Here is a 22,844-nt window from a genome sequence, read left to right as displayed (position 1 = left end):
TATCTGCTTCATCGGAAAACTCGGCGGGTGGCGTTCGGGTATTTTGCCAAAATCAGGAAGTCTTTTTCAGAGTTTCCTTAGGCGTTAGACATCGACGATTTCTTGCGCGGGATGCCCAAGCGCTGGCGGCGCTCCCACAGGCATTTACGGCTAATGCCCAGTTTGCGCGCCAGTTCGGTTTCGGTCATGTGCTCTTGGTGCTCAAGTACGAAGTGCTGGAAGTAGTCTTCCAGCGACAAGTCCTCGGTGGGCTCTTGGCTGCGCTTGCTGACTTTTTCGCCGCTGTGCTCGTGCTGGTCGTCGTCTTCTTCATCAAGGTCTATGTCGATGCCCAGCAGGTCGGTGTTGATGCTGTTGTTGTCGCACAAGATCACCGCGCGCTCGACGGCGTTTTCTAGCTCACGCACGTTGCCGGGCCAGCTGTAGTACTGGATGGCTTGCTCGGCATCGGCGGTGAAGCTGATGTCTTCGCGATCCATTTGTGCCCCTTGGCGGGTGAGGAAAGCGCGGGCGATGGCCAGAATATCCGGCCCGCGATCACGCAGCGGTGGCAGGCGCAGTTCGATCACGTTAAGGCGGTAATACAAGTCTTCGCGGAACTGGCCTTGCTTGGCCAAACTTTTAAGGTCGCGGTGGGTCGCGGCGATGAGGCGTACATTGACCTTGTGCGATTGCACCGAGCCGACGCGGCGAATTTCGCCTTCTTGCAGTACGCGCAACAAGCGGGCTTGCGCCTCTAGCGGCAGCTCGCCAATTTCATCCAAGAACAAGGTGCCGCCATCGGCCGCTTCGACTAAGCCGGTGCGGGCGGCGTTAGCGCCGGTGAATGCGCCTTTCTCGTGGCCGAACAGTTCCGATTCGATCAGCGTTTCTGGGATCGCCGCGCAGTTGACCGAGATCAGCGGCGCTTTGCCGCGCTTGGATAGGTTGTGCAGCGCGCGGGCAACCAGCTCTTTGCCGGTGCCGGACTCGCCGTGAATCAAGACGGTGGAGTCGGTCGGCGCGACTTTGCGAATCTTCACGAACAGTTCGGACATGGCTTTGCAGTTGCCGATGATGCCGATGTCGTCGGCCATGCCGCCGTTGTCGACTTCAAGGTCGCGTGCGGTGGTGGCGTCGTCTTCGCTGGGGGCGCTGCGGCGCGGAGCGGTCAGGATGCCAGCCACGGCTTGCAGCATTTCGTCGTGATCAAACGGTTTGGCGATGTAATCCACCGCGCCGAGCTTCATCGAATCAACCGCCGAGCGCAGGCTGGCGTAACTGGTCATGATCAGCACGGGGGCGTTGCCCGCCAGCTTGATCAACTCGGTGCCGGGGGCGCCGGGTAGGCGTAAATCACTGACGATCAGGTCAAACGAGGGGATGTCGTAGCGTTCTTGGGCTTCCTGCACGGAACCGGCCTCGCTGACTTGATACTGGTTGCGTTCCAGTAGCCGGCGCAGGGCTGATCGAATGATGGTTTCGTCTTCTACTATCAGGATGTGGGCCATCAACACTCTCTCGACATAATCAGTGGGTTTGCGCAGAGACAGCAGGCTCTGGCAAAGGCTCTAGGTGGCGCGGCAATTTGATGCTGAAGCGAGTGCCGCGAAGCCGCTCGGGGTCGGCCGGACTGGTGACACTGATCTGACCATAATGCTCTTCGACGATGGAATAAACCAGCGCCAGACCAAGTCCAGTGCCCTTGCCGGGGTCTTTGGTGGTGAAAAAAGGTTCGAATAATTGCTCTTGTAATGACTCGGGAATGCCCGAGCCTTCGTCCTCGACGTGCAGGGTCACGGTGTGCTCATCGGCGTCGCTCCAAACGCGAATGGCGCTGCCAGGTTCGGAGGCATCGCGGGCGTTGGACAGCAAGTTGATCAGCACTTGCACTAAGCGCTGATCGTCGCCCACGGCGAGGTGGTCGCGGTCACAGGCGTTGAAGAAATGCACGTCGACGCTGCGCCGATTGAGCGCCAACAGATTGATCGCCTCTTGGCTGACTTCAGCCAGGCTGACGGGTTCGTCGCTGTGGCTGCGAGCGCCCGCGTGGGCAAAGCTCATCAGCGACTGCAAGATGCGCGACACGCGTTTGGTTTGTTCGATGATTTGTTGGCTGGCTTCTTGGATTTCGCTGTCTTGCTCGCGTTCTTCGTGAAGGTTTTGCGCCAAACAGGCAATGCCGGTAATCGGGTTGCCGATCTCGTGAGCGACGCCTGCGGCCAGTCGGCCAATCGAGGCGAGGCGCTCAGAGTGCGCCAGCTTGTCGGCCAGTTGCTGGGTTTGGGTGGCGTCTTCAATCAATAACACCATGCCGCTGTTGCCGGGGCTTAAGGGTTCATCGACCGTGGCTTTGTGCAGGTGCAGCCAGCGGGTGAAACCGTTGAGTTGCAGTTGTTGGCGGTGCAAGTGCTGCAAAGGGGACTCGACCAAACACAGCAGTAGCGGGCTCCATGGCGCGGGCAAGCTGCGCAATTGCGAGCCGACCACTTGACTGGCGCTGATGCCGGTGAGTTCTTCGAGCGCGCGGTTCCACATGATGATTTCGTTGTCGCGCGCCAGCGAGCACACCCCCATCGGCAACTCTTGCAAGGTTTGCCGGTGATAACGGCGCAGGGTGTCGAGCTCAGCGGCCAAACCGGTCAGGCGGGTGTGGTAATCCTCAAGACGGTTCTCGATAAAGTGGATGTCGCCGCTGACGTAGGACGAGCCTTTCTTATAGGGCAGAAAGGTTTCGACCATATCTTGCGCCACGCTCGGGCCCATCAGGCCTGAGAGGTTGGCTTCTAAGCGATCGCGTAAGCGGCGCAGGGCATAAGGGCGGTTTTCATCAAACGGCAGCTGTAAGTCACGCAGCGCTTGCTCGACTTCGCGCTGGGCAATCTTGGCGCCCAAAGGCCGGGCCAGTAATTCGGCGAATTGTTGCGCCGAGGTGGCGCTCAGTTCACGGCGCTGCGGACGGCGCAGGTTGTCGAGGGTGCAGGCCTCGGCGGCGCTTTGTTCTTCGCTAGAGGTGGTGGTAAACAGCGACACGCCGCTAAACACCAGCAAATTAGCCGCCAGCGAAGCGATGGCCGCCAAATGCCAGCTGGTGTCGTCCATCACGTAGACCACATCCAGAAACGGCAAGTACAGGCCGGGAATGCTGCCGAGCAAGGGCAGCAACATGGTCACCGCCCAAATCGTGAAGCCAGACAGTAAGCCGGCGATAAAGCCACGATGGTTGGCCGCGGGCCAGTACAGCACCGCCAAGGTGCCGGGTAAAAATTGCAGCGTGGCGACGAAGGCGACGATGCCGAGGTTGGAGAGATCTTGCTCGGCGCCCAGCAGGCGGTAAAAGCCGAAGCCGGCCATGATGATGGCGGCGATGAGCGCGCGGCGCGTCCACAGCAGCCAGCGATAGATGTTGCCTTCGGCGGCAGGTTGGTACACCGGCAGAATCATGTGGTTCAGCAGCATGCCCGAGAGGGCGAGGGTGAGCACGATGATGATGCCGCTGGAGGCCGACAGCCCGGCGATATAAGCGATCAGCGCCAGTGCGGGGCTGTTCACCGCAATGCCGATGCCGAGGGTGTAGTACTCCGCGGAGGTGCTGGCGCCGAGCTTAAGGCCGGCCCATAAAATCAGCGGTACCACCAAGCTGATCAACAGCAAGTACAGCGGCAAACTCCAACTGGCGGTATTTAACGCGCGCGGGTTGAGGTTTTCGCTGAAGGTCATGTGGAACATGTGCGGCATGGTCACGGCAGCGGCGAAGAACACCAGCAGCAAGGTGCGCCAGGGGCCTTCTTGCAGGGGTGTGTGTAGGGTGCTGAGTGCGCCTTGGTTTTCTAGCAGCCACGACTCCAGCCCTTTGGGGCCGTCAAACACGCTGTACAGCGCGTAGATGCTAATGATGCCTAGCGCCACCAGTTTGATGATCGACTCGAAGGCAATCGCCAAGACCAGCCCTTCGTGTTTCTCACGGTTGGTGATGTGGCGGGTGCCGAACAAGATGGTGAACAAGATGATCAGCAGACAAAAGCCCAGCGACACGCGCTCGTGCATCGCCGCTTGGGTCAGGATGCTGACCGAGTCGGAGACGGCCTGAATCTGTAGGGCTAATAACGGCAACATGCCAATCAACATGATCAGCGTGGTCAGTGCGCCGGCCCAAGTAGAGCGAAAACGAAAGGCGAATAAGTCGGCCAGCGATGACAGCTGGTAGGTGCGGGTGATGCGCAAAATAGGCTGCAACAGCACCGGGGCGAGTAAGAACGCGCCGCAAATACCCAAGTAATAGGCCAGAAAGCCATAGCCATATTGGTAGGCCAAGCTCACCGTGCCGTACACCGCCCACGCGCTGGCATACACGCCCAATGACAAGGTGTAGGTGAGGGGGTGGCGCAGCACGCGACGCGGGATCAGGCCGCGCTCGCCAATCCACGCGACGCCAAACAGCAGCAGCAGGTAGCCTGCGCTATAGAGCGAAAGCTCCAGCAGGCTAAAGTTCGTCAGCATCGCTTTGTCCCTGCAAAATCATGCCGACGATGATCAGTATCAACCACAGCAAGTAAGGGCGGTACCACGCGCCAGTGGGGTCTATCCACCAATCCATAATGGCTGGCGAAAACAGATAGATGCCCACCACCAGCAACAGTACCAGTCGGTAGATGTACATGAATGTTTCCAAAGATGGCTGTCACCGATGGTAGCGGATGCAGCGCGCAGCCGACAAATGCCTTTGGGCGGCATTAGTGCAAATTAGCCTCATACAATTGGCCGCTGGCGGGAATCTCGGTAACACGCCAGTGCGCGATGGCCCACTGCAATAGCTCATCGCGACTGGCATCTGCCAGCGCCGCCGGCGTGGACTGGCCCAAGGCACGCAAGGCGCGCAGCAGCAGTGGCACCACTTGATCGGGTGGCAGGGCTGCCGAGCGGTAGGACTTGCCGAGTTTGTGGCCATCCGGCTGGAGAATCAGCGGAATATGCAGATATTCAGGCTGGGGTAGCTTAAGCAAACGTTGCAGGAATAGGTGTTTGCAGGTGCTGTCGAGCAAATCGGCGCCACGCACCACATGGGTGATGCCTTGGTACGCGTCGTCGAGGACCACGGCCAAGTGATAGGCAAACAGACGGTCGCGGCGCTGGATGATGAAATCACCCTCGTCACTGGGGTCGCCGTGACACAAGCCTTGTATGCGGTCGTTAAAGTGCAGTGTCTGCGCCGAGACGCGCACGCGCAGGGCGGCATCTTCTAACGGCTTGTCGGCGTCGCGGCATAGACCGGGGTAGCGGCCGTGATAGGCGCTTAAGTCTTTGCGTGAGCAAGTACAGGCATAGGCCAAGCCCTGCGCTTGCAGCTGCGCGCAAATGGCTTGGTAGGCGTCATGGCGCTGGCTTTGGTACAGCACGGGGCCGTCCCAGTGCAGGCCGTAGGCGTCTAAGGTATGCAGGATGGCAGCGGCGGAGCCTGTAACTTCGCGCGGTGGGTCGAGGTCTTCCATGCGCAGCAGCCAATGACCACCCGCGGCACGGGCGTCGAGAAAGCTGGCGAGTGCGGCGAGCAGCGAGCCAAAGTGCAAAAAACCACTGGGGGTGGGCGCGAAGCGGCCAATGTAGTTAGGCATAAAAGACTAGGGCACCTTACGGTGCCCTGTGCTGGTCAGAATCAGCCGCCTTGATGGCGCTCTTTGATTTCCGACAGCGTCTTGCAGTCGATGCACTGGGTCGCGGTAGGACGCGCTTCCAGGCGACGAACACCGATTTCAACGCCGCAGGTATCACACCAGCCGTAATCGTTGTCTTCGATGTTTTGCAGCGTCTTGTCGATCTTCTTGATCAGCTTGCGCTCGCGATCGCGCGTGCGCAGCTCAAGGCTGAATTCTTCTTCCTGACTGGCGCGGTCGGCCGGATCGGGGAAGTTAGCGGCTTCGTCCTGCATGTGATGCACAGTGCGATCCACTTCTTCCATCAGCTTTTGTTTCCACTGATTGAGGATGTGGGTGAAGTGCTCGCGCATGCGATCACTCATGTACTCCTCGCCTTTCTTCTCCTTGAAGGGTTCGAAATCGCGGGTCAGCGTGCTGCTGTTTTTCTTTGCTGCGGGCATCGATGGCTGCCTCTGTGTCGCTAATGTCCTGTGTGCGGAGACTCAAAAAAACATCCCCGGCACGTTGCAAGGCGGGAAAGCTACCAGACAATTTCATTGCTTGCCAATAGTGTGGTGTTTACTTGCCTCGTTTAGCACCCGACTAAAGCCGTAAGGAGACCCTCGTTTAGCGGCGGCACAATCTCATCAGACCCATCAGGGCGTAGTGTTGTGCTGGCGTCGTTCGCCGCTTAAACCGGCGCCTGCTTGAACGATCATTGATTGACGCCTGCGCTGCTTTGCGCGTGAATGACAACTCTTTTGCAGTTTAGTGTTTGGATGCCGTCTCGCTATGCCATTTATCCCCAGTCGTCGGGCGCAAGCCATCGAACCCTTTCATGTCATGGCGTTGCTGGCGCGAGCCAAGGCGTTGGAGGCGGCGGGGCACGATGTCATTCATCTGGAAATTGGCGAGCCCGATTTCACCACGGCCGCGCCGATTGTCGCCGCCGGGCAAGCGGCGTTGGCCGCCGGTTTAACCCAGTACACCCCCGCGCGAGGGATTGTGCCGTTGCGGGAGGCGATTGCCGCTTTTTATCAGCAGCGTTATGGGGTTAGCGTTAGCCCTGAACGCATTGTGATTACCCCCGGCGGCTCGGCCGCTTTGTTGTTGGTCAGCGCTTTGTTGGTGGAGCCTGGGCAGCATTGGTTGATGGCCGACCCCGGCTATCCGTGCAATCGACATTTTTTACGCTTGGTTGAGGCCGAGGCGCAGCTCGTGCCCACCGGCCCAGAAACCGGTTATCAGCTCACGCCTGAGTTAGTCGCGCAGCACTGGCAGCCGGGTAAGAGTGTGGGGGCTTTGCTGGCCTCGCCGGCGAATCCGACCGGCACGGTATTAAGCCGTGCCGCCTTAGCGGCGCTGTCACATACGCTGCAAGGCTTGGGTGGGCAGTTGGTGGTGGATGAGATCTACCATGGCCTGACCTATGGCGAGCAAGCCGCCAGCGTGCTGGAGGTGGACGACAACGCCTTTGTGCTCAATAGCTTCAGTAAGTATTTCGGCATGACCGGCTGGCGCTTGGGCTGGCTGGTGGCGCCTGAGGCGGCGGTGCCTCACCTAGAGAAACTGGCGCAAAACCTTTACATCAGCGCGCCGTCGATGGCGCAGTACGCCGCGCTGGCCTGCTTTGAGCCGGCGACCTTGGCCATCTTAGAGCAGCGCCGAGCCGCGTTCGCCGCCCGCCGTGACTATCTGTTGCCAGCCTTGCGTGCGCTGGGCTTTAAAATTGCCGTTGAGCCGCAGGGCGCCTTCTATCTGTATGCGGATATCTCAGATTTTGGTGGGGATGCGCAGGCGTTTTGCCGGCATTTCTTAGAAACCGAACATGTAGCCTTTACCCCGGGGCTCGACTTTGGCCATCACTTAGCCAAGCAGCATGTGCGCTTTGCTTACACGCAAGATTTGCCGCGCCTCGAAGAAGCAGTACGGCGGATTGCCCGTGGCCTAAACCGTTGGCAGCCCGATGCAGTTTGATCCGCCGCTTAAGCAAGGCACCTTGGTTAAGCGCTACAAACGGTTTTTTGCCGACATCCTCACCGCTGAGGGCGAGCCGCTAACCATTCACTGCCCCAACACCGGCTCCATGCTCAACTGCATGGGTGACGGAGCGCCGCTGTGGTACAGCGAATCCAACGACCCCAAACGCAAGCTCAAAGGCACTTGGGAGCTGGTGCAAACCCCGCAGGGCCGCTTGGCCTGCGTGAATACCCAGCGTGCCAATGCCTTGGTGCAAGAGGCGCTGCAGGCTGGCGTCATCACTGAGCTAGCCGGCTTCACTGCTTTTAAGCGAGAAGTACGCTACGGCACAGAAAATAGCCGCGCCGACTTTCACCTCACCTATGCCGATGCTGGCGAGGCGTATGTCGAGGTGAAAAGTGTCACCTTAGGCTTTGCCGATTCCGCAGTGGCTGCGTTCCCCGATGCGGTCACCACGCGCGGTGCCAAACATTTGCGTGAGTTAGCGCGCATGGCGAGCAGCGCACAGGTGCGTGCGGTGCAGTTGTATTGCGTCAATTTGACGGGCATCGAAGGGGTGCGCGTGGCGACGGAGATTGATCCGGCCTATGCCGAGGCCTTGCAGGCGGCTAAGACAGCGGGCGTTGAAGTGCTGGCTTACGCGGTGACGATCGATCCGCAAACGGGCCTGCGCATCGAACGGGCCCTGCCACTGCTGGGGTAAGGGTTAGTCGAGCCAAATGCCGTCGGCATCTTCGTGGCAACTCAGCGCGCTAAGGTGTTGGCCGCTGCAGGGGCCGGCTACGCATTCGCCGGTTTCAATCAAAAATAACGCACCGTGGGTGGCGCATTGCAGCAGCGTGCCGCTGGCGTCGAGAAATTGATCCGGCAGCCATTCAAGGCCAATGCCGCGATGTGGGCAGCGGTTGATGTACACATACACTTGGCCATGGCGGCGCACACCGATCAGCGTTTGCTCGGTGCTGCCTTGGGTGCTGCCTTGGTTGATGATAAAGCTTTTGCTTTGCCCTTCGGCGAGGGCGTTAGCGGGGCAAAGAAAGATCATGCGCGGACGATTAGCAGCCGTGGGGCAGGCATTATCCCGCGCCACGACTGTTTGCGGTAGCGCTTACAGCTCCCAGCTCACATTCACCGCACCATAGCGGCCCGGCTGACTGTAGCGGCTAAGGCCAGCATTGCTGGCGCTGATGCCGCGCACGTCGCCCCAGTGCCAGTATTGCTTGTCGGTGAGGTTGTACAGACCAGCATTGACCGTGACCCCGCCGCCCACTGCCCACCATGTGGTCAGGTCCACAATGCCGTAACCGGAAGGCTCGTACTGGTTGCTGATTTGCGTTTCATCCACCCGCTCTTTGGCGGCGACTAGCGTCCAGGTCAGCTCGCCACCCAAGCGCTCTTCGTGGTTGTAACCCAAACCCAGCACACCTTTGAGCGGGTCAACACTGTTGATCGGCTGGCCAGTGCTTTCGTCTTTGCCACGGGCATAGGCTACGGCGCCTTTTAAGTAGCTGCCTTGCGGCATACCCAAGGCACCCAGTTGCAAGTCACCACGCGCTTCGGCGCCGCGAATGGTCACGCGGTCGAGGTTCTGGTTTTGGAATGTCGTGCGGCCATTACCGGTCGGGTCGCGGGCTAAGGTGACTTGCTCGATAAAGTCCTCGTAGCGGTTGTAGAACAGCGCCAGGCCAAAGCTTGCATGGCCGTATTCGCCGCGTAGGCCGGTTTCCAAGCTCTGGCTGGTTTCTGGCTTTAAGTTCGGGTTGGCGATGGTTTGATAGCCGAACGCTTGGTTGACGAATTCGCCGTAGATATCAATCGCCTCGGGGGCGCGAAAGCCAGCGGCGTATTGGCCGTATACGCTGTGCGCATCGTCGATTTGATAGGTGGCGGCAAACTTCGGTGACCAGTGGTCGTCGCTAAAGTTGCTCGGGTTTTGCTCGGCGCGGCTGGCGTTCAAGTACTCCGGGGTGACATCCGGCTTGAGCTTGAAGTAGTCGTAGCGCAGGCCGGGCAGCAGCGTCCAGCGGCCCAGTTCGATGCGGTCTTGAATAAACAAGCCGTACTTGTCGATGGTTGGATCGGGGAAGTCACTGAGTGGGAAGGTTTCCGCGCCAAAGCCTGGTGGTGTCGGCAAGCCGGTACTGCTGAAGTACTCCGCGCCTTGACGCAGGTTGGTGCTTTCGTTGCGCTTGGCGTCAAAACCGTAAGACAGGTGATGGTTGCTGATTTGCTTGTCCAGCTGGCTGCTGAAGCTCCATTGCTGTTCTTCGTATTTAGAGTCGCGGAAGCGGTCGCGGAATTGCCCGCCGCTGAAGCGCTGGTTGTAGGTTTGTTGGCGGATTTGGCTGTCTTGGTAACTCAGTAGCCATTGCATGCGATCGCTGATGGCGCTGGCCAGATCAAACTCGTGTTTTAAGCTCACGCGTTGCCGGTCGGTGCTGTCGTCGGCATCGCTGCTGCGCGTGGTGCCGCTGGTGGCGTAGCTGCTCAGCTCGCGGGTGTCGGCTTCGTCATTGAGCTTTTCATAGGTCAGCTGCAGACGCTGGTTGGGCGCGTAGTCCCAGCCTAGTTTGGCCAGCAGGTTTTCTGTGCTGAAGTCGATTGGGTTGGCTTCTTCGCGGCTGCTGCCAATGCCGCCTTGGCCGCCGTAGGTATTCAGCGCATGGCCTTGGCGGTGGGTTAGTTGCAGCACGCCATCAAACTGGCCGGCGCGCCCGGCGAAGGTGGCGGCTTCCATCCAGCTGTCATCGGCGCCGTCATAGCCTGCTTTAAAGCGCGCGTAGAAGTCTTTGTCGGCGCCTAAGTAGTCCTTGGCGTCTTTGCTGATAAAGCTCACCACTCCGCCAATCGCGTCGCTGCCGTATAGCGAGCTAGCTGGGCCGCGGATGATTTCTACCTGCTTGACGCTATCCAGGTCGATGTAGTCGCGGCGGGCATTAAGGAAGGGGCCAAATTCAAACGCGCTGGGCACGCTCACGCCGTCGACTTGGGTGAGCACGCGGTTGCCACCCACACCGCGAATGGTAAAGCCATCGCTGCCAAAGCGGCTGCCAGTGCCGCCGACGCTGACGCCCGGCTCGTAGCGGATCAAGTCGGCGGGGCGGTTAATGTTCTGCCGGTCGATTTGCTCTTGGTCGATCACCGAAACAGTGCTCGGCACTTCGCTCAAGGTTTGCGCGCTGCGCGTGGCCGTTACGGTCACGGGGCTAAAGGTGGTGGTGTTCTCAGCCAATAGGCTGGCGGGGGCGAACAAGATGAGCGCCAGTGCGGGTTTTAGGGCAAAAGGCGGGGTACTACGGGGCATGAGTTACTTCTCCGAATCGTTGGGCTGTGTGCAGCCGGCTCTGCGCTGGGGGCTGGTGTTATCGGGGTTTCCAGCGGCAGGCGTGTTTCTTTTTCGATTCAGGACATCACGGCCGGCGCAGCTTAAATGATCTTGACTATTAACTGCAAATGATTCTCAATATGCACGCTGAGTGATTGTTGAGACGGTTAGTTAATGTCGCGTTTTGTTTTGCCGGTGCTGTTTGCGGTCGTGCTGCACGTGGCGGTGCTGCTTGAGCTGTCTGCCACGCCGCCGCTGGCTGTTGCAGAGCCTGCGCCGCCAGCGATGAGCTTGGCGGCGTTGCCGCGCTTGGTGAGCGCGCCACCGCGGGTTGCTGTTGCTGAGCGAGTGCCGCCGAGGCCGGTGGTTAAAACACCGCCGCCGGTGCAGCCGAGTAAGCCGGTGATAAAGCCAGTGGCGACCCGTAAGCCGCTGGCGGTGAAGCCCCCTGTGCCGGTTAAGGCGCCTAGCCCTGAACCTAAACCTGCACCTAAACCTGCGTCTGCCGTGCGTGAGCTGGCGGTGGCTAACCCTGCGCCGGCTGTCGCCGCTCCCGCGACGGCTCGGGTGGCTGCTCAAGATGCAGTGCCGCCGGCCAAATCGGTGAGTCAAGCCGCGACCAGCCCTGCGGCCGACGTGTTGGTTAGCAAGCCGCGCTTCGCCCAGCCGCCGCGTGCGCCGCAGTACCCCAGTCAAGCACGGCGACGTAAGCAAGAGGGTGTGGTGTTGGTCGAAGTGCGTTTGGACGCGCAAGGCGCACAACGCGCCCGTGCGGTGCTGCAAAGCTCAGGCTTCGCCCAGCTGGATGCGGCGGCGCTGGAGGCGGTGTCTAGCTGGCAGTTTCTGCCCGAACAGAACAACGGCAGGGGTGTGCCCAGTCGTGTGCAAATTCCCGTGCGCTTTGCTCTGGCAGGGCGCTGAGGCGGCTGCGGCCGCGTGTGTTTTCTTCTTAGGTGATGCGATGAACAGTGCCAATCCCCATATCCCCAGTGCTGCGCTGTTGCAGCAATGGCAACAGCTGCGCAGTGAACAGCCGCGTTTGCGCGCCCGTGAGGCAGCACGGCTGCTGTCGGTCAGTGAGGCCGAGCTGCTGGCCTGTCGTTTAGGTCATGGAGTGCTGCGCCTGCAGGCGGATTGGGCGAAGCTGTTGCCAGCGCTCGAAGCTTTGGGGCCGGTGATGGTGCTGACCCGCAACGAGCACTGCGTGCACGAGCGCAAAGGGCGCTACCGCGAAACCAGCGTCATGGCCAATGGGCGCATGGGCCTGGTGGTGTCGGCGGATATCGATTTGCGCTTGTTTTTAAGCGAATGGGACAGTGCGTTTGCCGTAGAAGAGCAAAGCCCGCGTGGCACGCTGCGCAGCCTGCAGGTGTTTGATCAGCAAGGCGTGGCTGTGCACAAGGTGTACTTGCAGGATGACAGTGATCTGGCCGCGTGGCAGGCGTTGCTGACGGGCTTTAGCCAAGAGCCGCAAAGCGCCCAGCTAGCCCTTAAGCCGGCAGCGCCTGCCGCGCCTGAGCGCGCCGATAGTGAAATCGATGTCGCCAGCCTGCGCGATGGCTGGCGACAGCTCAAAGACACGCATCATTTCTTCGCCTTGATCAACAAGTACGGTGCCGCGCGTGAGCAAGCGCTGCGACTGGCTGGTGAGGCATGGGCCGAGCGTTTGCCCGTGGCGCAACTGGTGCAGGCGCTGGAAAACGCCGCCCAGCGGCAAACGCCAATCATGGTGTTTGTGGGCAACAAGCATTGCATCCAAATTCACTCAGGGCCGGTCAGCAATCTGCGTTGGGCGGGCGAGTGGTTCAATGTGCTCGATCCCGCATTCAACTTGCACCTGCATATGCCTGCGGTGGCCAGCCTATGGCGCGTGCGTAAACCCAGCAGCGATGGCGTGATTACCAGCCTTGAGGCGTTTTCTGCCGACGGCGAGTTGGTGGTACAGCTGTTTGGTGCGCGCAAGCCAGGCGTGCCGGAGCTAGATGGCTGGCGCGCCTTGGCTGAAGCCCTGCCGGTTGAGGAGGCCTAAGCATGCTGCCGCAATGGTTTACCAGTATGGGGGTGTTGGCGTGGCCGCTGTTGCTGTGCTCGCTGGTGGTGCTGATATTGGCGGTCGAGCGCTTGGTGTTGTTTGCGCGCTTGTCGGCGTGCAGTAAGGCGCAAGAGCATCAGTTGCTCAGCCAGTGCCAGAACGCGCGTTTTGCCGAGGTGAGATTGCCGCAGCAGGGCTGGGGGCGTGCGGTGGCGCTATTGTTGGCGCACCGTGGCTTGGCACAGGCGCAGCGTGAAGAGTTGCTCGCGTGTTGGCTGGAGCACGAGCGTCAACGCCAGCATCAGCACCTGCGCTTACTGCAATTGCTCGGCGTGTTGGCGCCGATGCTGGGCCTGCTTGGTACGGTGCTGGGCATGTTGGATATGTTTGCCGACATCGCCGGCAGCGATAAACCGGTCACGCCGGCGCTGTTAGCCGATGGCTTGTGGCAAGCCTTGTATACCACCGCGTGGGGCATGCTGATCGCCTTGCCGGCGTTGGCGGTAGGGCAGGGCTTTAACCTGTGGAGCAATCAGTACATCGAGCGCCTACAAGGTCTGCTCAATCGTTGCCAATTGGCCTTGCAGGGCTTGAGTCTGGACGCCCAGCCCGCGCCGTTGACGCCTGCCAAACCGCAGCGCGAGCCGCAACCTGAGCGCGCCACCTTGCCGTCACAGGTGGTCAACGCATGATTCGCTTGTCCAGCCAAGAGCAGACCAGCAGCTTATTGCCGGATCTGACGCCGCTGCTCGATGTCATCTTCATTGTCTTGGTGTTCTTCTTGCTCACCGCGCAAGTGCCGCTCAAACAGCTGCCGCTGAATTTGCCGCAAGTGCCAGAAAACCATCCGCCGGCCGCCAATCAACCGGGTGAGCGACTGCAAATTGCCTTGGATGGACAAGGTCAGTGGTACCTCAATGAGCAACTGCAAAGCGATTTTGCCGCCTTGCAGTTGCGCTTGGATGAAGTGCTGGCCGCCGGTGTACCCGGCGTCGACCTGCTGCTCGATCGCCAAGCGCCGTTGGATAGCTTTTTGCGCCTAGTCAGCCTGCTGCAAGATCGTGGCGCGCACGACACGCGTATTTTGATGGAGGACGGCAAGCATGCGCCGTAAAGGATTAGCGTTGCGTTGCGTAGCCGCTGTATTGCTTAGTCAGGCGTGCTTGAGTGGCGGCGCTATCGCGGCGGACATGCGCTTAATCAGTGCCGGTGGCGCAGTCAGCGAGTGGCTGGTGGCGTTGGGCGCGGCCGATAAGGTGGTGGCGGTCGATAGCACCAGTCGTCATCCGGCGTTTTTAACCCAGCTGCCAAATGTTGGCTATCAACGCAGCCTCAGCGCCGAGGGCATTCTGGCGTTACACCCGGATGCCCTGATCGGCACCGAAGAAATGGGCCCGCCGCCGGTGCTGAAGCAGCTTGATGGTGCCGGCGTGGCCTTGCACAGGCTTTCGGCTGAGGCCAGTTTGGCGGCGGTGCAGGCTAACTTGCGCAAGCTGGGTGATGTGCTCAACGCCCCCGAGCAAGCCGCGCAGCGCTATCGCGCGTTTTACCACGAGCTAACTCAGGTGACTGCGGCGCTGCAGCCCATCGCACAAGCTAAGCCGCGTGTTTTGCTACTGCTGAGCCATGCCGGTGGTAACCCTATGGTGGCGGGGCGAGAAAGCGCCGGTGACTGGCTGATTAACTTGGCCGGCGGGCGCAATGTCGCCACCCATCAAGGCTACCAAGCCATGACCAGCGAGGCCCTGTTGGCCTTGGCTCCTGAGGTGATCGTCGTCACCGATCGCGCCTTGCAAGGGGATGAAGCACGCCGTGCGCTGTTGCAACAGCAGCCGGCCTTGGCCGTCACCCCCGCCGCACAGGCTCAGCGGTTACCGTTTCTTGATCCCACCTTATTGGTCGGTGGCGTGAGCCCGCGCGTACCGGCGGCGGTGGCGCAGTTGGCGCAGGCCTTTTATCCTGCGCTTAAGTTGCCGTCTTCGTTATTGGCTGGGCATGCGCCCTAAGCGATTGGAATGAAACCTTTATTGAGTCGTCGCTTGGCGTTTGTCTTGCTGGGCGTGCTGCTGTTGCTGGCGCTGTGGCTATCGCTGAGCGTGGGGCCGGTGGCAATGGATGTGGCCACCTTGTTGCGCGCATTGGCGGCAACGTTAGGGATGCCGCTACAGGCCCCCGAGCAAGCGCAACTGATCGTGGCGCAGATCCGCTTGCCGCGCACCTTGCTCGGCTTGGCTGCTGGCGGCGTGTTGGCGCTGTGCGGCGTGGCCATGCAGGGCTTGTTCCGTAACCCCTTGGCGGACCCAGGGTTGATCGGGGTGTCGAGCGGTGCCGCGCTGGGTGCCGCGCTGATGATTGTGCTGGGGGCGAGCCTTGGCGGCTTGGCGCCTGCGTGGTCGCCGTATTTATTGTCGCTCAGTGCCTTTGCCGGCGGTTTGCTGGTTACCGCGTTGGTTTATCGCTTAGGTCGCCGCCAAGGGCGGGTGGATGTGGCGACTATGTTGTTGGCTGGGGTGGCGCTGGCGGCGTTGGCTGGGGCCATGATCGGCTTGCTGCAGTATTTGGCCGATGACGCCACTTTGCGCACGTTGACCTTCTGGAACCTAGGCAGCCTCAACGGGGCCAGTTATGCGCGGTTATGGCCGTTGCTGCTGGTGGCCGCGCTGTTGTTGTGGCGCTTGCCGCGCTGGGCGCAGGGGCTCAACGCGCTGCTACTGGGCGAGTCGGAGGCGCGCCACTTAGGGGTGGATATCGAGCAACTCAAACGGCAGCTGATTCTGCTCACCGCATTGGGTGTCGGCGCGGCGGTGGCGGCGTGCGGCATGATTGGCTTTGTCGGCTTGATGGTGCCGCACCTGATGCGTTTGCTGCTGGGGCCGGATCATCGCAGCTTGATTCCCGCATCGATGCTGGCAGGGGCTAGCTTGTTGCTGTTGGCCGATGTGCTGGCGCGCGTGCTGATCGCGCCGGCAGAGTTGCCCATCGGCGTGGTGACCGCATTGCTGGGCGCGCCGTTCTTCCTCTATTTGCTGATTAAGGGGCGCGCCCATGCTTGAGTGCCAACACCTGGCATTGGCTCGCGGTGGCCAGCGCATTATTGAGGATTTGAGCCTGAGCCTGCGCGATGGCGAAGTGCTCGCCGTGCTGGGGCCTAACGGGGCCGGCAAAAGCACCTTGCTGGCGGCGTTATGCGGTGAGTTAGCCCCGCTGGGCGGCAGTGTGCAGCTAGCGGGGCGCGCCTTGTCGGCATGGCCTGCCAGCGAGCGGGCCCAGCGGCTCGCGGTGTTGCCGCAGCAGTCGAGCTTAAGTTTTGCGTTTAGTGTCGATGAAGTGGTCGGCATGGGCCGCTTGCCACACGCCAGCGGTCAGCAACGTGATGCGGCGATCGTGCACGAAGCCTTGCAAGCGGCAGACGCGGCGCATTTGCGCGGACGTAATTACTTAGAGCTATCCGGCGGCGAGCGGCAGCGCGTGCATTTGGCGCGGGTGTTGGCGCAGCTGTGGCCGGGCGCGGCGGGGCAGGTTTTATTACTGGACGAGCCCACCTCGATGCTTGACCCGTTGCACCAACACGTCACCCTCAACGCGGTACGCCGTTTTTCCGCGGCTGGGGCGGCGGTGATGGTGATTCTGCATGATTTGAACTTGGCCGCCCGTTTTGCCGATCGCATCTTGCTGTTGCATCAAGGCCGCGCACAGGCTTTGGGCACGCCGCATGAGGTGCTGACCGAGGCGAACGTGTTGCAGGTCTTCGAGCTGCCAGTGATCTTAAGCCAGCATCCAGAACTGGGTTGTCCTTGGGTGATACCGCGATGAACACGCTGCTAGCTCAATGCTGGTCGGTAAAGCGCGGGTTTTTGTTAGCGCTGTTGCTGGCAAGCGTGTGCTTGAACACGGCCATGGCCGCGCCGGCGGGGCGGATTGTGCAGCTGTCGACGCAAGCCACGTTGAGTCCCGGCGAGCTGGTGCAGGCGCTGAGTCAGGCTGAGCGGCTGATCGTCGGCGAAAAGCACGACAACCCTCAGCATCATGCGGTTGAGCAGTGGCTGGCCGAGGCGTTGAATGCCCAGCGCCTAAGCGGCGCCCATCTGTTGGAAATGCTCACGCCAAGCCAAGAACCCTTCGTGCAAGCGATACGCCAAACGCCGCCACGGCTGCTGTTGCCAGAGGATTTGCACTGGAGCCAAGGCTGGGAGTGGGCGCAATACGGGCCGCTGCTGCGTAGCCTGTTGAACATGCAGGCAGCGTTGTGGGCGGCCAATCTGGATCGCCGCGAGATACAGCAGATCTACCGCGCGCCGCCAGTTTTATCGGGCGTACACAGCACGCAAGCGGTTGTGCAGCAGGCGTTACGCCAAGAGATTGCCGACTCGCACTGTGGCTTGCTGCCGGCGAGTCAGGTGCCGGCGATGCTTGCCGTGCAGCAACAGCGCGACCGACGCATGGCCGAGCGTTTGTTGGCGGCACCCGCGCCGGCGCTGTTAATCGCCGGTGCTTTTCACGCCCGAGCCGATCGTGGTGTGCCGCTGCACGTGCAGGATTTAGCGCCAAAGGCTGCCGTTAAGGTGCTGTTACTGCTGGAGGAAGGCGCGAGCGCTTCTGCCGCCCAAGCCGATTACGCATGGTTTACCCAAGCAACACCCAGCCAAGACTATTGCGCGCAACTGCGGGACAGCCTGCGCACCCAATCATCGCCGACCCAGCCGGCGAATGATCAATAGTCAGACGAAAAAAAGCCCGCGCGGTTAAGGCGCGGGCTTGGCTGCGGTGATACTCGAGCGTTTAGTGCTCTAGGTATTGCAGCTTGTTCGGCTTGCCGTCCCACTCTTCTGAGTCGGGCAGCGGGTCTTTCTTCTCAGTGATGTTCGGCCACACTTCCGCCAGATCGGCGTTCAGTTGGATGAACTCTTGCTGATCATCCGGCACTTCATCTTCTGAGAAGATGGCTTGCGCCGGGCACTCGGGTTCACACAGGGCGCAGTCGATGCACTCGTCTGGGTGAATGACCAAGAAATTCGGGCCTTCGTAGAAGCAGTCCACAGGGCAGACTTCCACGCAATCGGTGTACTTGCACTTGATGCAGTTGTCGACAACGACAAAGGTCATGTTCTGATTCTCCTCAGGCTCAGGCTAAACACGCTCATCACAGCGGGGCGCGATTCTAACAGCAAATTAAGCAAAACTGCCCAGTCTGTGCTTATTCAAATGATCAATATGCCTTAGCGGCTGACTATATTTGCGGTTGATTATCAGTTAGTTGGCTGTTCTTGATATTGGTCAAGACGCCACGGCTGAGTAGAGCTGCCGTGGCGTTTGAGTGTTGAGTATTACAGCGCTTTTTTCCACGTATAGAGCAGTTCTAATGCTTGGCGCGGGGTTAAGTCGTCGGGTTTGACGCCGTGCAATGCTTCAATCAGCGGGTGCGGTGTGCTGGCAAATAAGTCGGATTGGAAGGGGCCAGACGGGTTCGGGTTATCGCTGCTGGCCGGTGGTGGATTGTCCAAGCTGTGTGCTTCTAAGCGCGCCAAGTGCTCGCGAGCGCGGCTGATCACCGGTGCCGGTACGCCGGCCAGTTGTGCGACCGCCAAACCATAACTTTGGCTGGCAGGGCCCGGCAGCACATGGTGCAAAAACACGATATTGCCTTGGTGCTCGGTGGCATTGAGATGCACGTTGGCCACGCTGCTGTGGCTGTCGGGCAAGGCGGTTAGCTCAAAATAATGGGTGGCAAACAAGGTAAATGCGCGCTGTTGCGCCAAGCGTTCAGCGGCGGCCCACGCCAGTGATAAACCATCAAAGGTACTGGTGCCGCGTCCTACTTCGTCCATCAGCACTAAGCTGCTGGCGCTGGCGTTGTGCAGAATGTTGGCGGTTTCACTCATCTCGACCATGAAGGTCGAGCGGCCACCGGCTAAGTCATCGCTAGAGCCAATGCGGGTGAAAATGCGGTCCAGTGGCGATAGCCGGCAAGCGCTCGCGGGGACGAAGCTGCCGATGTGTGCCAGTAATGCAATCAGCGCTGTTTGCCGCATATAGGTCGATTTACCGCCCATGTTCGGCCCCGTTATCACCAACATACGTGCGTCGTCAGTCAGGTTCAGGTCGTTGGCCACGAACGGGGTTTCCAGCACTTGCTCCACCACGGGGTGGCGGCCTTGCTCGATGCATAGGCTGGGTTCGTCGGTAAACTCAGGGCGGCACAGTGACAAGCTCATCGCGCGCTCGGCCAGATTGGCCAACACATCCAGCTCGGCCAGTGCGGCGGCGCTGGTTTGCAGGGCGGCGAGGTCGTCGATCAGGCTGTCGATTAAGTCTTCATACAGCTGTTTTTCGCGCGCTAGTGCACGGCTCTTGGCGGACAGGGCTTTGTCTTCAAACTCTTTTAGCTCTGGGGTGATAAAGCGCTCAGCGCCTTTGAGCGTTTGTCGGCGAATATAGTCTGCCGGTGCTTGTTCGGCCTGACTGCGCGGCAGCTCAATAAAGTAGCCGTGCACGCGGTTGTAGCCAACCTTGAGGTTAGGCAGGCCGGTGCGGGCTTTTTCGCGCGCCTCTAAGTCCATCAGGTATTGCCCTGCGTTCTCGCTGATGTTGCGCAGGTCATCCAGCTCGGCGTCAAAACCTTCGGCGATCACCCCACCATCGCGAATCACCGCTGGCGGGTTATCGATTACCGCGCGGGCTAAGCGCTCGGCTTGCTCAGGGAACTGGCTGACGTGGCTGGCCAGTTCAGCTAAGTGCGGGTCATCCAGCGTGGCGAGGCTGTCTTGCAGCGCGGGAAGAGCGGCCAGCGCATCACGCAAACGGGCGAGGTCGCGTGGACGCGCGCTTTTTAACGCCACGCGCGCGAGGATGCGTTCCTGATCGCCGATGTCTTTAAGTTGTGGCTGCAAGGTTTCGAAGGCATAGCCGTCGAGCAGACAAGCAATGCTCTGTTGCCGCGCCCGCAATGTGTCGAGATGGCGCAGTGGGCGATGTAGCCAGCGGGTCAGCAAACGGCTGGCCATGGCGGTTTGGCAGCGATCCATCACGCTTTGCAGGGTGTTGTCGCGGCTGCCCGATAGATTGATGTCGAGTTCTAGATTGCGCCGTGTGGCGGCGTCTAACACTAAGGCATCATCGAGGCGCTCGCGGCGCAGGCTGCGTAAGTGGGGTAAAGCGGTGCGCTGAGTTTCTTTGGCGTAGGCGAGCAAACAGCCGGCGGCGCCGATGGCGAGGGTTAAGTCTTCGCAATCAAAGCCTTTGAGGTCTTGTGTGCCGAACTGTTGGCACAGGGCTTTGTAGGCGCTGGCGCATTCAAAATCCCACGGTGCACGCCGTTGGCTGCCTTTGCGGCGCTCGGCCGGCAGACCATCGGGCCAGTCATCGGGGATCATCAGCTCGGCGGGGTTCAGTCGCTCTAATTCGGCGAGCAGCGCTTCCCAGCCTTTGATTTCCTGCACGCTGAAGCGACCACTGGAGATATCCAGCGAGGCCAAGCCAAACAGGCGCTCATCCCCCAAGACAGCGGCCAGCAAGTTGTCACGTTGCTCGTCCAACAACGCTTCATCGCTGACGGTGCCGGGGGTGAGAATGCGCGCCACTTGGCGCTCCACCGGCCCCTTGCTGGTGGCGGGGTCGCCCACTTGCTCACAAATCACTACCGACTCGCCGAGCTTGACTAGCTTGGCGAGGTAACCTTCGGCGGCGTGGTAGGGAATGCCAGCCATGGGAATCGGCTTGCCGGCCGATTGGCCGCGTGCGGTCAGGGTAATGTCGAGCAGCTTGGCGGCTTTTTTTGCGTCGTCAAAAAACAGCTCGTAAAAATCGCCCATGCGGTAGAACAACAGTTGCTTGGGGTGCTGCTGCTTGATGCGCAAAAACTGCTGCATCATCGGGGTGTGGTTGGATAAATCTTGTTCGGTTTTTTTCATGCGCACACAGGTCAAATGGCTGACGTGAACTCACCGCAAGGCGGTGGCAAAGTGCGCGCAAGGTTAGCACGATTGCGCGGTGGCTTAATGGCCGCCGTGGCGCTTTGGTTAAAAGCAGGCCACCTGATTGCGACCGGCGTTTTTGGCGCGATACAAGGCTTGGTCGGCTTGCGCTAACAGGCGGTTGGCGCTGTCGTGCTCGCTGATGCTGGTGATGCAGCTTAAGCCTAGGCTTAGCGTCATGCGGTGGCGCTGGCCTTCAAACTCGCAGGGGTGGTTTTCTAAGTTGTGGCGGATACGTTCGGCGAGACTCTGCGCGGCTTCTAGGGTGGTATTGGGCAGCAGGGCGATAAACTCTTCACCGCCGTAGCGGGCCAATATGTCGGTTTGGCGCATGCTGTTGTTGAGCAGCTCACTGGCGTGCTTTAAACAGGCGTCGCCGGCGAGGTGGCCGAATTGATCGTTGATTTTTTTAAAGTGATCAAGATCCATGATCATCAGGCATAGCGGGGTGCGGTGACGCTGTGCCTGCTGCCAAAACTGCGCCAAAAACTCATTAAACGCCGGGCGGTTGTACAGACCGGTTAGGCCGTCCTCACGGCTTAAGCGTGCCAAGCGCAAATTGGCGCTGGATAGCTCTTTGAGGGTTGTTTCTAGGGCTTGGGTGCGCTCTTGTACGCGCACTTCAAGCTGGGCATTGATGTCGCGCTGCAAGGCTAAAGTGTGCGTTTGTTGCTCGCGCTGTTGCTGCTCTTGCGCCAGCAGACGGTTTTGCGCGCGATGCTCGGCGTCTTCGGCCGCGCGGATACGCGCGGCGAGGGCAAAACCAAAAATTAACACCTCGATCACGGCGCCAACTTGCTGCATGTACAGAGTGCCGGCGGCCGCGGGCAATACGCCGCTGCCGCTTAATACGTGCAAGAAACTGCCGAGCACCAATAGCCCCCAGCCCAAGGCAAATAAGCGCGCGGGGCTATAGCCTTGTAGCCAGCGGGTGATGGAGAACAGTACGGCCCCGAGGGTGCAGCAGCCGACGACGATAAAACTAAACAGTAACGCTGTCTGATACGGCACGCTGACCGCCAAGATCAGGCTCAACACGCACAGCCCCATGAGTGCGCGGCCTAAGCGCCGAAAGCCGCTTTGCATGCTGCGGATTTGCAGCGCATCCCAAGTGAACAGACAGGCGGAATAAGCGGCGATCGCGGCCAAGATAATGAAGCTGCGTTGTTGCCACCATAACGCGTCTGGCCAAAACCACTGAAAGCCGAACCCCAGCTGGGCCCATTGATACAAGGTGAAGCTGAATACAAATAAACAGTAACTAAGGTAGATGCGCTGCCTGATCAGCCCCCATAGCAAGGCGTTGTACAACAGCATGATCAACATGGCGCCAAAGAAAGCGCCGTGCTGCATGACCTCGATTTGCTCGCTGGCAATCAGTTGTTTTGGCGTGAGCAAGGTGGTCGCAACGTTGAGCGAGCCTTGCGAAGCGATGCGTAAATACAGGGTTTGTTGGCTGTCGGCGAAAAGCTCAAACGGCACAATGATTAAGCGGTGATTGAGTGGGCGCAGATGGAACGGGCGTTGATCGCCACTTTTAAAATGGCGCTGGCCAATAAAAATATCGACCTCATCCAGCAGGGGGTTGCTTAGGCGCAGATACCAGCTCTGCCCTTGGTTTAACGGGTTGGCTAAGGTGATGCGCAGCCACTGGGCTGATTGGGTGTAGCCAAAGTTGGCCTCTTCGCTGACCACAGGCTGCCAGGCGTTGTCTGGCAGTTGCGAAATTTGCGTGAGACTCATTTGCCCCGAGCGATCTTCCCAAGCTTGCCATTGTTCGCCTAGGCGATAAGGCGCCTGCTCGGCCATGACAACCAAGGGCGTGTTGGCCTGCGCAGCCGTGCCAATCAGTAGCGCAGTGATGATCATCAGCAGGGTTATGCTGTGGGACAGCAGACGCGACAAAAACACTCCTAGCGCACAAT

General features: G+C 60.0%; 20 protein-coding genes. 10 read left to right on the top strand and 10 right to left on the bottom strand.

Translation table 11 applies throughout. The features are described 5' to 3' along the window. Positions 1–77: 77 nt before the first annotated feature. The 5 genes from MKI83_RS02435 to dksA form a co-directional block, all read right to left on the bottom strand. Complete coding sequence (locus MKI83_RS02435) at positions 78–1,490, bottom strand: sigma-54-dependent transcriptional regulator (protein ID WP_241583129.1); 1,413 nt, start codon at positions 1,488–1,490, stop codon at positions 78–80. 19 nt (positions 1,491–1,509) lie between these two features. Further along, entirely contained in the window at positions 1,510–4,479 is a 2,970-nt protein-coding gene (locus MKI83_RS02430; RefSeq protein WP_241583127.1) for a sensor histidine kinase, read from the bottom strand. Beyond that, positions 4,463–4,639, bottom strand: coding sequence for a hypothetical protein (locus tag MKI83_RS02425; RefSeq protein ID WP_139214022.1), 177 nt, complete (start codon positions 4,637–4,639; stop codon positions 4,463–4,465). Before MKI83_RS02425 ends, MKI83_RS02430 begins: the two co-directional genes overlap by 17 nt. Before the next feature lie 73 nt (positions 4,640–4,712). Next, complete coding sequence (gene gluQRS / locus MKI83_RS02420; protein ID WP_241583126.1) at positions 4,713–5,591, bottom strand: tRNA glutamyl-Q(34) synthetase GluQRS; 879 nt, start codon at positions 5,589–5,591, stop codon at positions 4,713–4,715. Positions 5,592–5,632: 41 nt separating this feature from the next. Further along, the gene (dksA, locus tag MKI83_RS02415) at positions 5,633–6,073 is read right to left on the bottom strand and encodes an RNA polymerase-binding protein DksA (protein WP_241583125.1); all 441 of its coding nucleotides are present in this window, start codon (positions 6,071–6,073) and stop codon (positions 5,633–5,635) included. A 331-nt stretch (positions 6,074–6,404) separates the two neighbouring features. On the opposite strand from dksA, the gene MKI83_RS02410 reads away from it, so the two are divergent. Together MKI83_RS02410 and sfsA are read left to right on the top strand one after the other, a co-directional pair. After that, complete coding sequence (locus MKI83_RS02410) at positions 6,405–7,589, top strand: pyridoxal phosphate-dependent aminotransferase (RefSeq protein ID WP_241583124.1); 1,185 nt, start codon at positions 6,405–6,407, stop codon at positions 7,587–7,589. Then, positions 7,579–8,295 (top strand): DNA/RNA nuclease SfsA, encoded by a 717-nt coding sequence (sfsA, locus tag MKI83_RS02405; protein WP_241583123.1) that lies wholly within the window; start codon positions 7,579–7,581, stop codon positions 8,293–8,295. The genes MKI83_RS02410 and sfsA overlap by 11 nt, the downstream gene beginning before the upstream one ends. Positions 8,296–8,298: 3 nt before the next feature. Here the strand turns inward: sfsA and MKI83_RS02400 are convergent, their stop codons facing one another. Both MKI83_RS02400 and MKI83_RS02395 read right to left on the bottom strand, forming a co-directional pair. Continuing rightward, positions 8,299–8,637, bottom strand: coding sequence for a Rieske (2Fe-2S) protein (locus MKI83_RS02400; RefSeq protein ID WP_241583122.1), 339 nt, complete (start codon positions 8,635–8,637; stop codon positions 8,299–8,301). A 63-nt stretch (positions 8,638–8,700) separates the two neighbouring features. Further along, positions 8,701–10,896, bottom strand: a complete 2,196-nt coding sequence (locus MKI83_RS02395) for a TonB-dependent hemoglobin/transferrin/lactoferrin family receptor (RefSeq protein WP_241583121.1) — start codon at positions 10,894–10,896, stop codon at positions 8,701–8,703. 195 nt (positions 10,897–11,091) lie between these two features. Here MKI83_RS02395 and MKI83_RS02390 point away from each other — a divergent pair, with 195 nt between their 5' ends. The 8 genes from MKI83_RS02390 to MKI83_RS02355 are packed head-to-tail and all read left to right on the top strand — an operon-like array spanning position 11,092 to position 17,667. Next, entirely contained in the window at positions 11,092–11,838 is a 747-nt protein-coding gene (locus tag MKI83_RS02390; RefSeq protein ID WP_241583119.1) for an energy transducer TonB, read from the top strand. Between the two features lie 40 nt (positions 11,839–11,878). Beyond that, a complete protein-coding gene (locus MKI83_RS02385; RefSeq protein WP_241583117.1) occupies positions 11,879–12,946 on the top strand; it encodes a hemin-degrading factor in 1,068 nt (355 codons plus the stop codon). A gap of 2 nt (positions 12,947–12,948) precedes the next feature. Next, on the top strand, positions 12,949–13,641 hold the full coding sequence (locus MKI83_RS02380; RefSeq protein ID WP_241583116.1) for a MotA/TolQ/ExbB proton channel family protein: 693 nt from the start codon (positions 12,949–12,951) through the stop codon (positions 13,639–13,641). Next, positions 13,638–14,063 carry an ExbD/TolR family protein gene (locus tag MKI83_RS02375; protein WP_241583115.1) on the top strand — a complete coding sequence of 142 codons (426 nt, stop codon included), beginning with the start codon at positions 13,638–13,640 and terminating at the stop codon, positions 14,061–14,063. The genes MKI83_RS02380 and MKI83_RS02375 overlap by 4 nt, the downstream gene beginning before the upstream one ends. After that, the gene (locus MKI83_RS02370; protein WP_241583114.1) at positions 14,053–14,955 is read left to right on the top strand and encodes a heme/hemin ABC transporter substrate-binding protein; all 903 of its coding nucleotides are present in this window, start codon (positions 14,053–14,055) and stop codon (positions 14,953–14,955) included. The genes MKI83_RS02375 and MKI83_RS02370 overlap by 11 nt, the downstream gene beginning before the upstream one ends. A gap of 9 nt (positions 14,956–14,964) precedes the next feature. Then, positions 14,965–16,002: a FecCD family ABC transporter permease gene (locus MKI83_RS02365; RefSeq protein ID WP_241583113.1), complete on the top strand. Its 1,038-nt coding sequence runs from the start codon at positions 14,965–14,967 to the stop codon at positions 16,000–16,002. Between the two features lie 16 nt (positions 16,003–16,018). Beyond that, complete coding sequence (locus MKI83_RS02360) at positions 16,019–16,762, top strand: heme ABC transporter ATP-binding protein (RefSeq protein WP_442320099.1); 744 nt, start codon at positions 16,019–16,021, stop codon at positions 16,760–16,762. Continuing rightward, positions 16,759–17,667: a ChaN family lipoprotein gene (locus MKI83_RS02355; protein WP_241583111.1), complete on the top strand. Its 909-nt coding sequence runs from the start codon at positions 16,759–16,761 to the stop codon at positions 17,665–17,667. Before MKI83_RS02360 ends, MKI83_RS02355 begins: the two co-directional genes overlap by 4 nt. A 61-nt stretch (positions 17,668–17,728) precedes the next feature. On the opposite strand, the gene fdxA is transcribed toward MKI83_RS02355, so the two are convergent. From fdxA to MKI83_RS02340, 3 genes are all read right to left on the bottom strand, one after another. Beyond that, positions 17,729–18,052 (bottom strand): ferredoxin FdxA, encoded by a 324-nt coding sequence (gene fdxA / locus MKI83_RS02350; protein ID WP_071871802.1) that lies wholly within the window; start codon positions 18,050–18,052, stop codon positions 17,729–17,731. 221 nt (positions 18,053–18,273) lie between these two features. Next, on the bottom strand, positions 18,274–20,856 hold the full coding sequence (gene mutS, locus MKI83_RS02345) for a DNA mismatch repair protein MutS (RefSeq protein WP_241583109.1): 2,583 nt from the start codon (positions 20,854–20,856) through the stop codon (positions 18,274–18,276). Between the two features lie 108 nt (positions 20,857–20,964). Next, positions 20,965–22,824, bottom strand: coding sequence for a sensor domain-containing diguanylate cyclase (locus tag MKI83_RS02340; RefSeq protein WP_241583108.1), 1,860 nt, complete (start codon positions 22,822–22,824; stop codon positions 20,965–20,967). Positions 22,825–22,844 lie beyond the last annotated feature (20 nt).

The sequence above is a fragment of the Atopomonas sediminilitoris genome (assembly GCF_022601735.1).
Classification (GTDB): domain Bacteria; phylum Pseudomonadota; class Gammaproteobacteria; order Pseudomonadales; family Pseudomonadaceae; genus Atopomonas; species Atopomonas sediminilitoris.
This window is presented reverse-complemented; position numbering and strand designations above follow the sequence as displayed.

Bases quoted from the DNA above. Each gene is read 5' to 3' on its own strand.
- MKI83_RS02435 (WP_241583129.1), bottom strand. From the start codon at position 1,490: ATGGCCCACATCCTGATAGTAGAAGACGAAACCATCATTCGATCAGCC.
- MKI83_RS02430 (WP_241583127.1), bottom strand. From the start codon at position 4,479: ATGCTGACGAACTTTAGCCTGCTGGAGCTTTCGCTCTATAGCGCAGGC.
- MKI83_RS02425 (WP_139214022.1), bottom strand. From the start codon at position 4,639: ATGTACATCTACCGACTGGTACTGTTGCTGGTGGTGGGCATCTATCTG.
- gluQRS (WP_241583126.1), bottom strand. From the start codon at position 5,591: ATGCCTAACTACATTGGCCGCTTCGCGCCCACCCCCAGTGGTTTTTTG.
- dksA (WP_241583125.1), bottom strand. From the start codon at position 6,073: ATGCCCGCAGCAAAGAAAAACAGCAGCACGCTGACCCGCGATTTCGAA.
- MKI83_RS02410 (WP_241583124.1), top strand. From the start codon at position 6,405: ATGCCATTTATCCCCAGTCGTCGGGCGCAAGCCATCGAACCCTTTCAT.
- sfsA (WP_241583123.1), top strand. From the start codon at position 7,579: ATGCAGTTTGATCCGCCGCTTAAGCAAGGCACCTTGGTTAAGCGCTAC.
- MKI83_RS02400 (WP_241583122.1), bottom strand. From the start codon at position 8,637: ATGATCTTTCTTTGCCCCGCTAACGCCCTCGCCGAAGGGCAAAGCAAA.
- MKI83_RS02395 (WP_241583121.1), bottom strand. From the start codon at position 10,896: ATGCCCCGTAGTACCCCGCCTTTTGCCCTAAAACCCGCACTGGCGCTC.
- MKI83_RS02390 (WP_241583119.1), top strand. From the start codon at position 11,092: ATGTCGCGTTTTGTTTTGCCGGTGCTGTTTGCGGTCGTGCTGCACGTG.
- MKI83_RS02385 (WP_241583117.1), top strand. From the start codon at position 11,879: ATGAACAGTGCCAATCCCCATATCCCCAGTGCTGCGCTGTTGCAGCAA.
- MKI83_RS02380 (WP_241583116.1), top strand. From the start codon at position 12,949: ATGCTGCCGCAATGGTTTACCAGTATGGGGGTGTTGGCGTGGCCGCTG.
- MKI83_RS02375 (WP_241583115.1), top strand. From the start codon at position 13,638: ATGATTCGCTTGTCCAGCCAAGAGCAGACCAGCAGCTTATTGCCGGAT.
- MKI83_RS02370 (WP_241583114.1), top strand. From the start codon at position 14,053: ATGCGCCGTAAAGGATTAGCGTTGCGTTGCGTAGCCGCTGTATTGCTT.
- MKI83_RS02365 (WP_241583113.1), top strand. From the start codon at position 14,965: ATGAAACCTTTATTGAGTCGTCGCTTGGCGTTTGTCTTGCTGGGCGTG.
- MKI83_RS02355 (WP_241583111.1), top strand. From the start codon at position 16,759: ATGAACACGCTGCTAGCTCAATGCTGGTCGGTAAAGCGCGGGTTTTTG.
- fdxA (WP_071871802.1), bottom strand. From the start codon at position 18,052: ATGACCTTTGTCGTTGTCGACAACTGCATCAAGTGCAAGTACACCGAT.
- mutS (WP_241583109.1), bottom strand. From the start codon at position 20,856: ATGAAAAAAACCGAACAAGATTTATCCAACCACACCCCGATGATGCAG.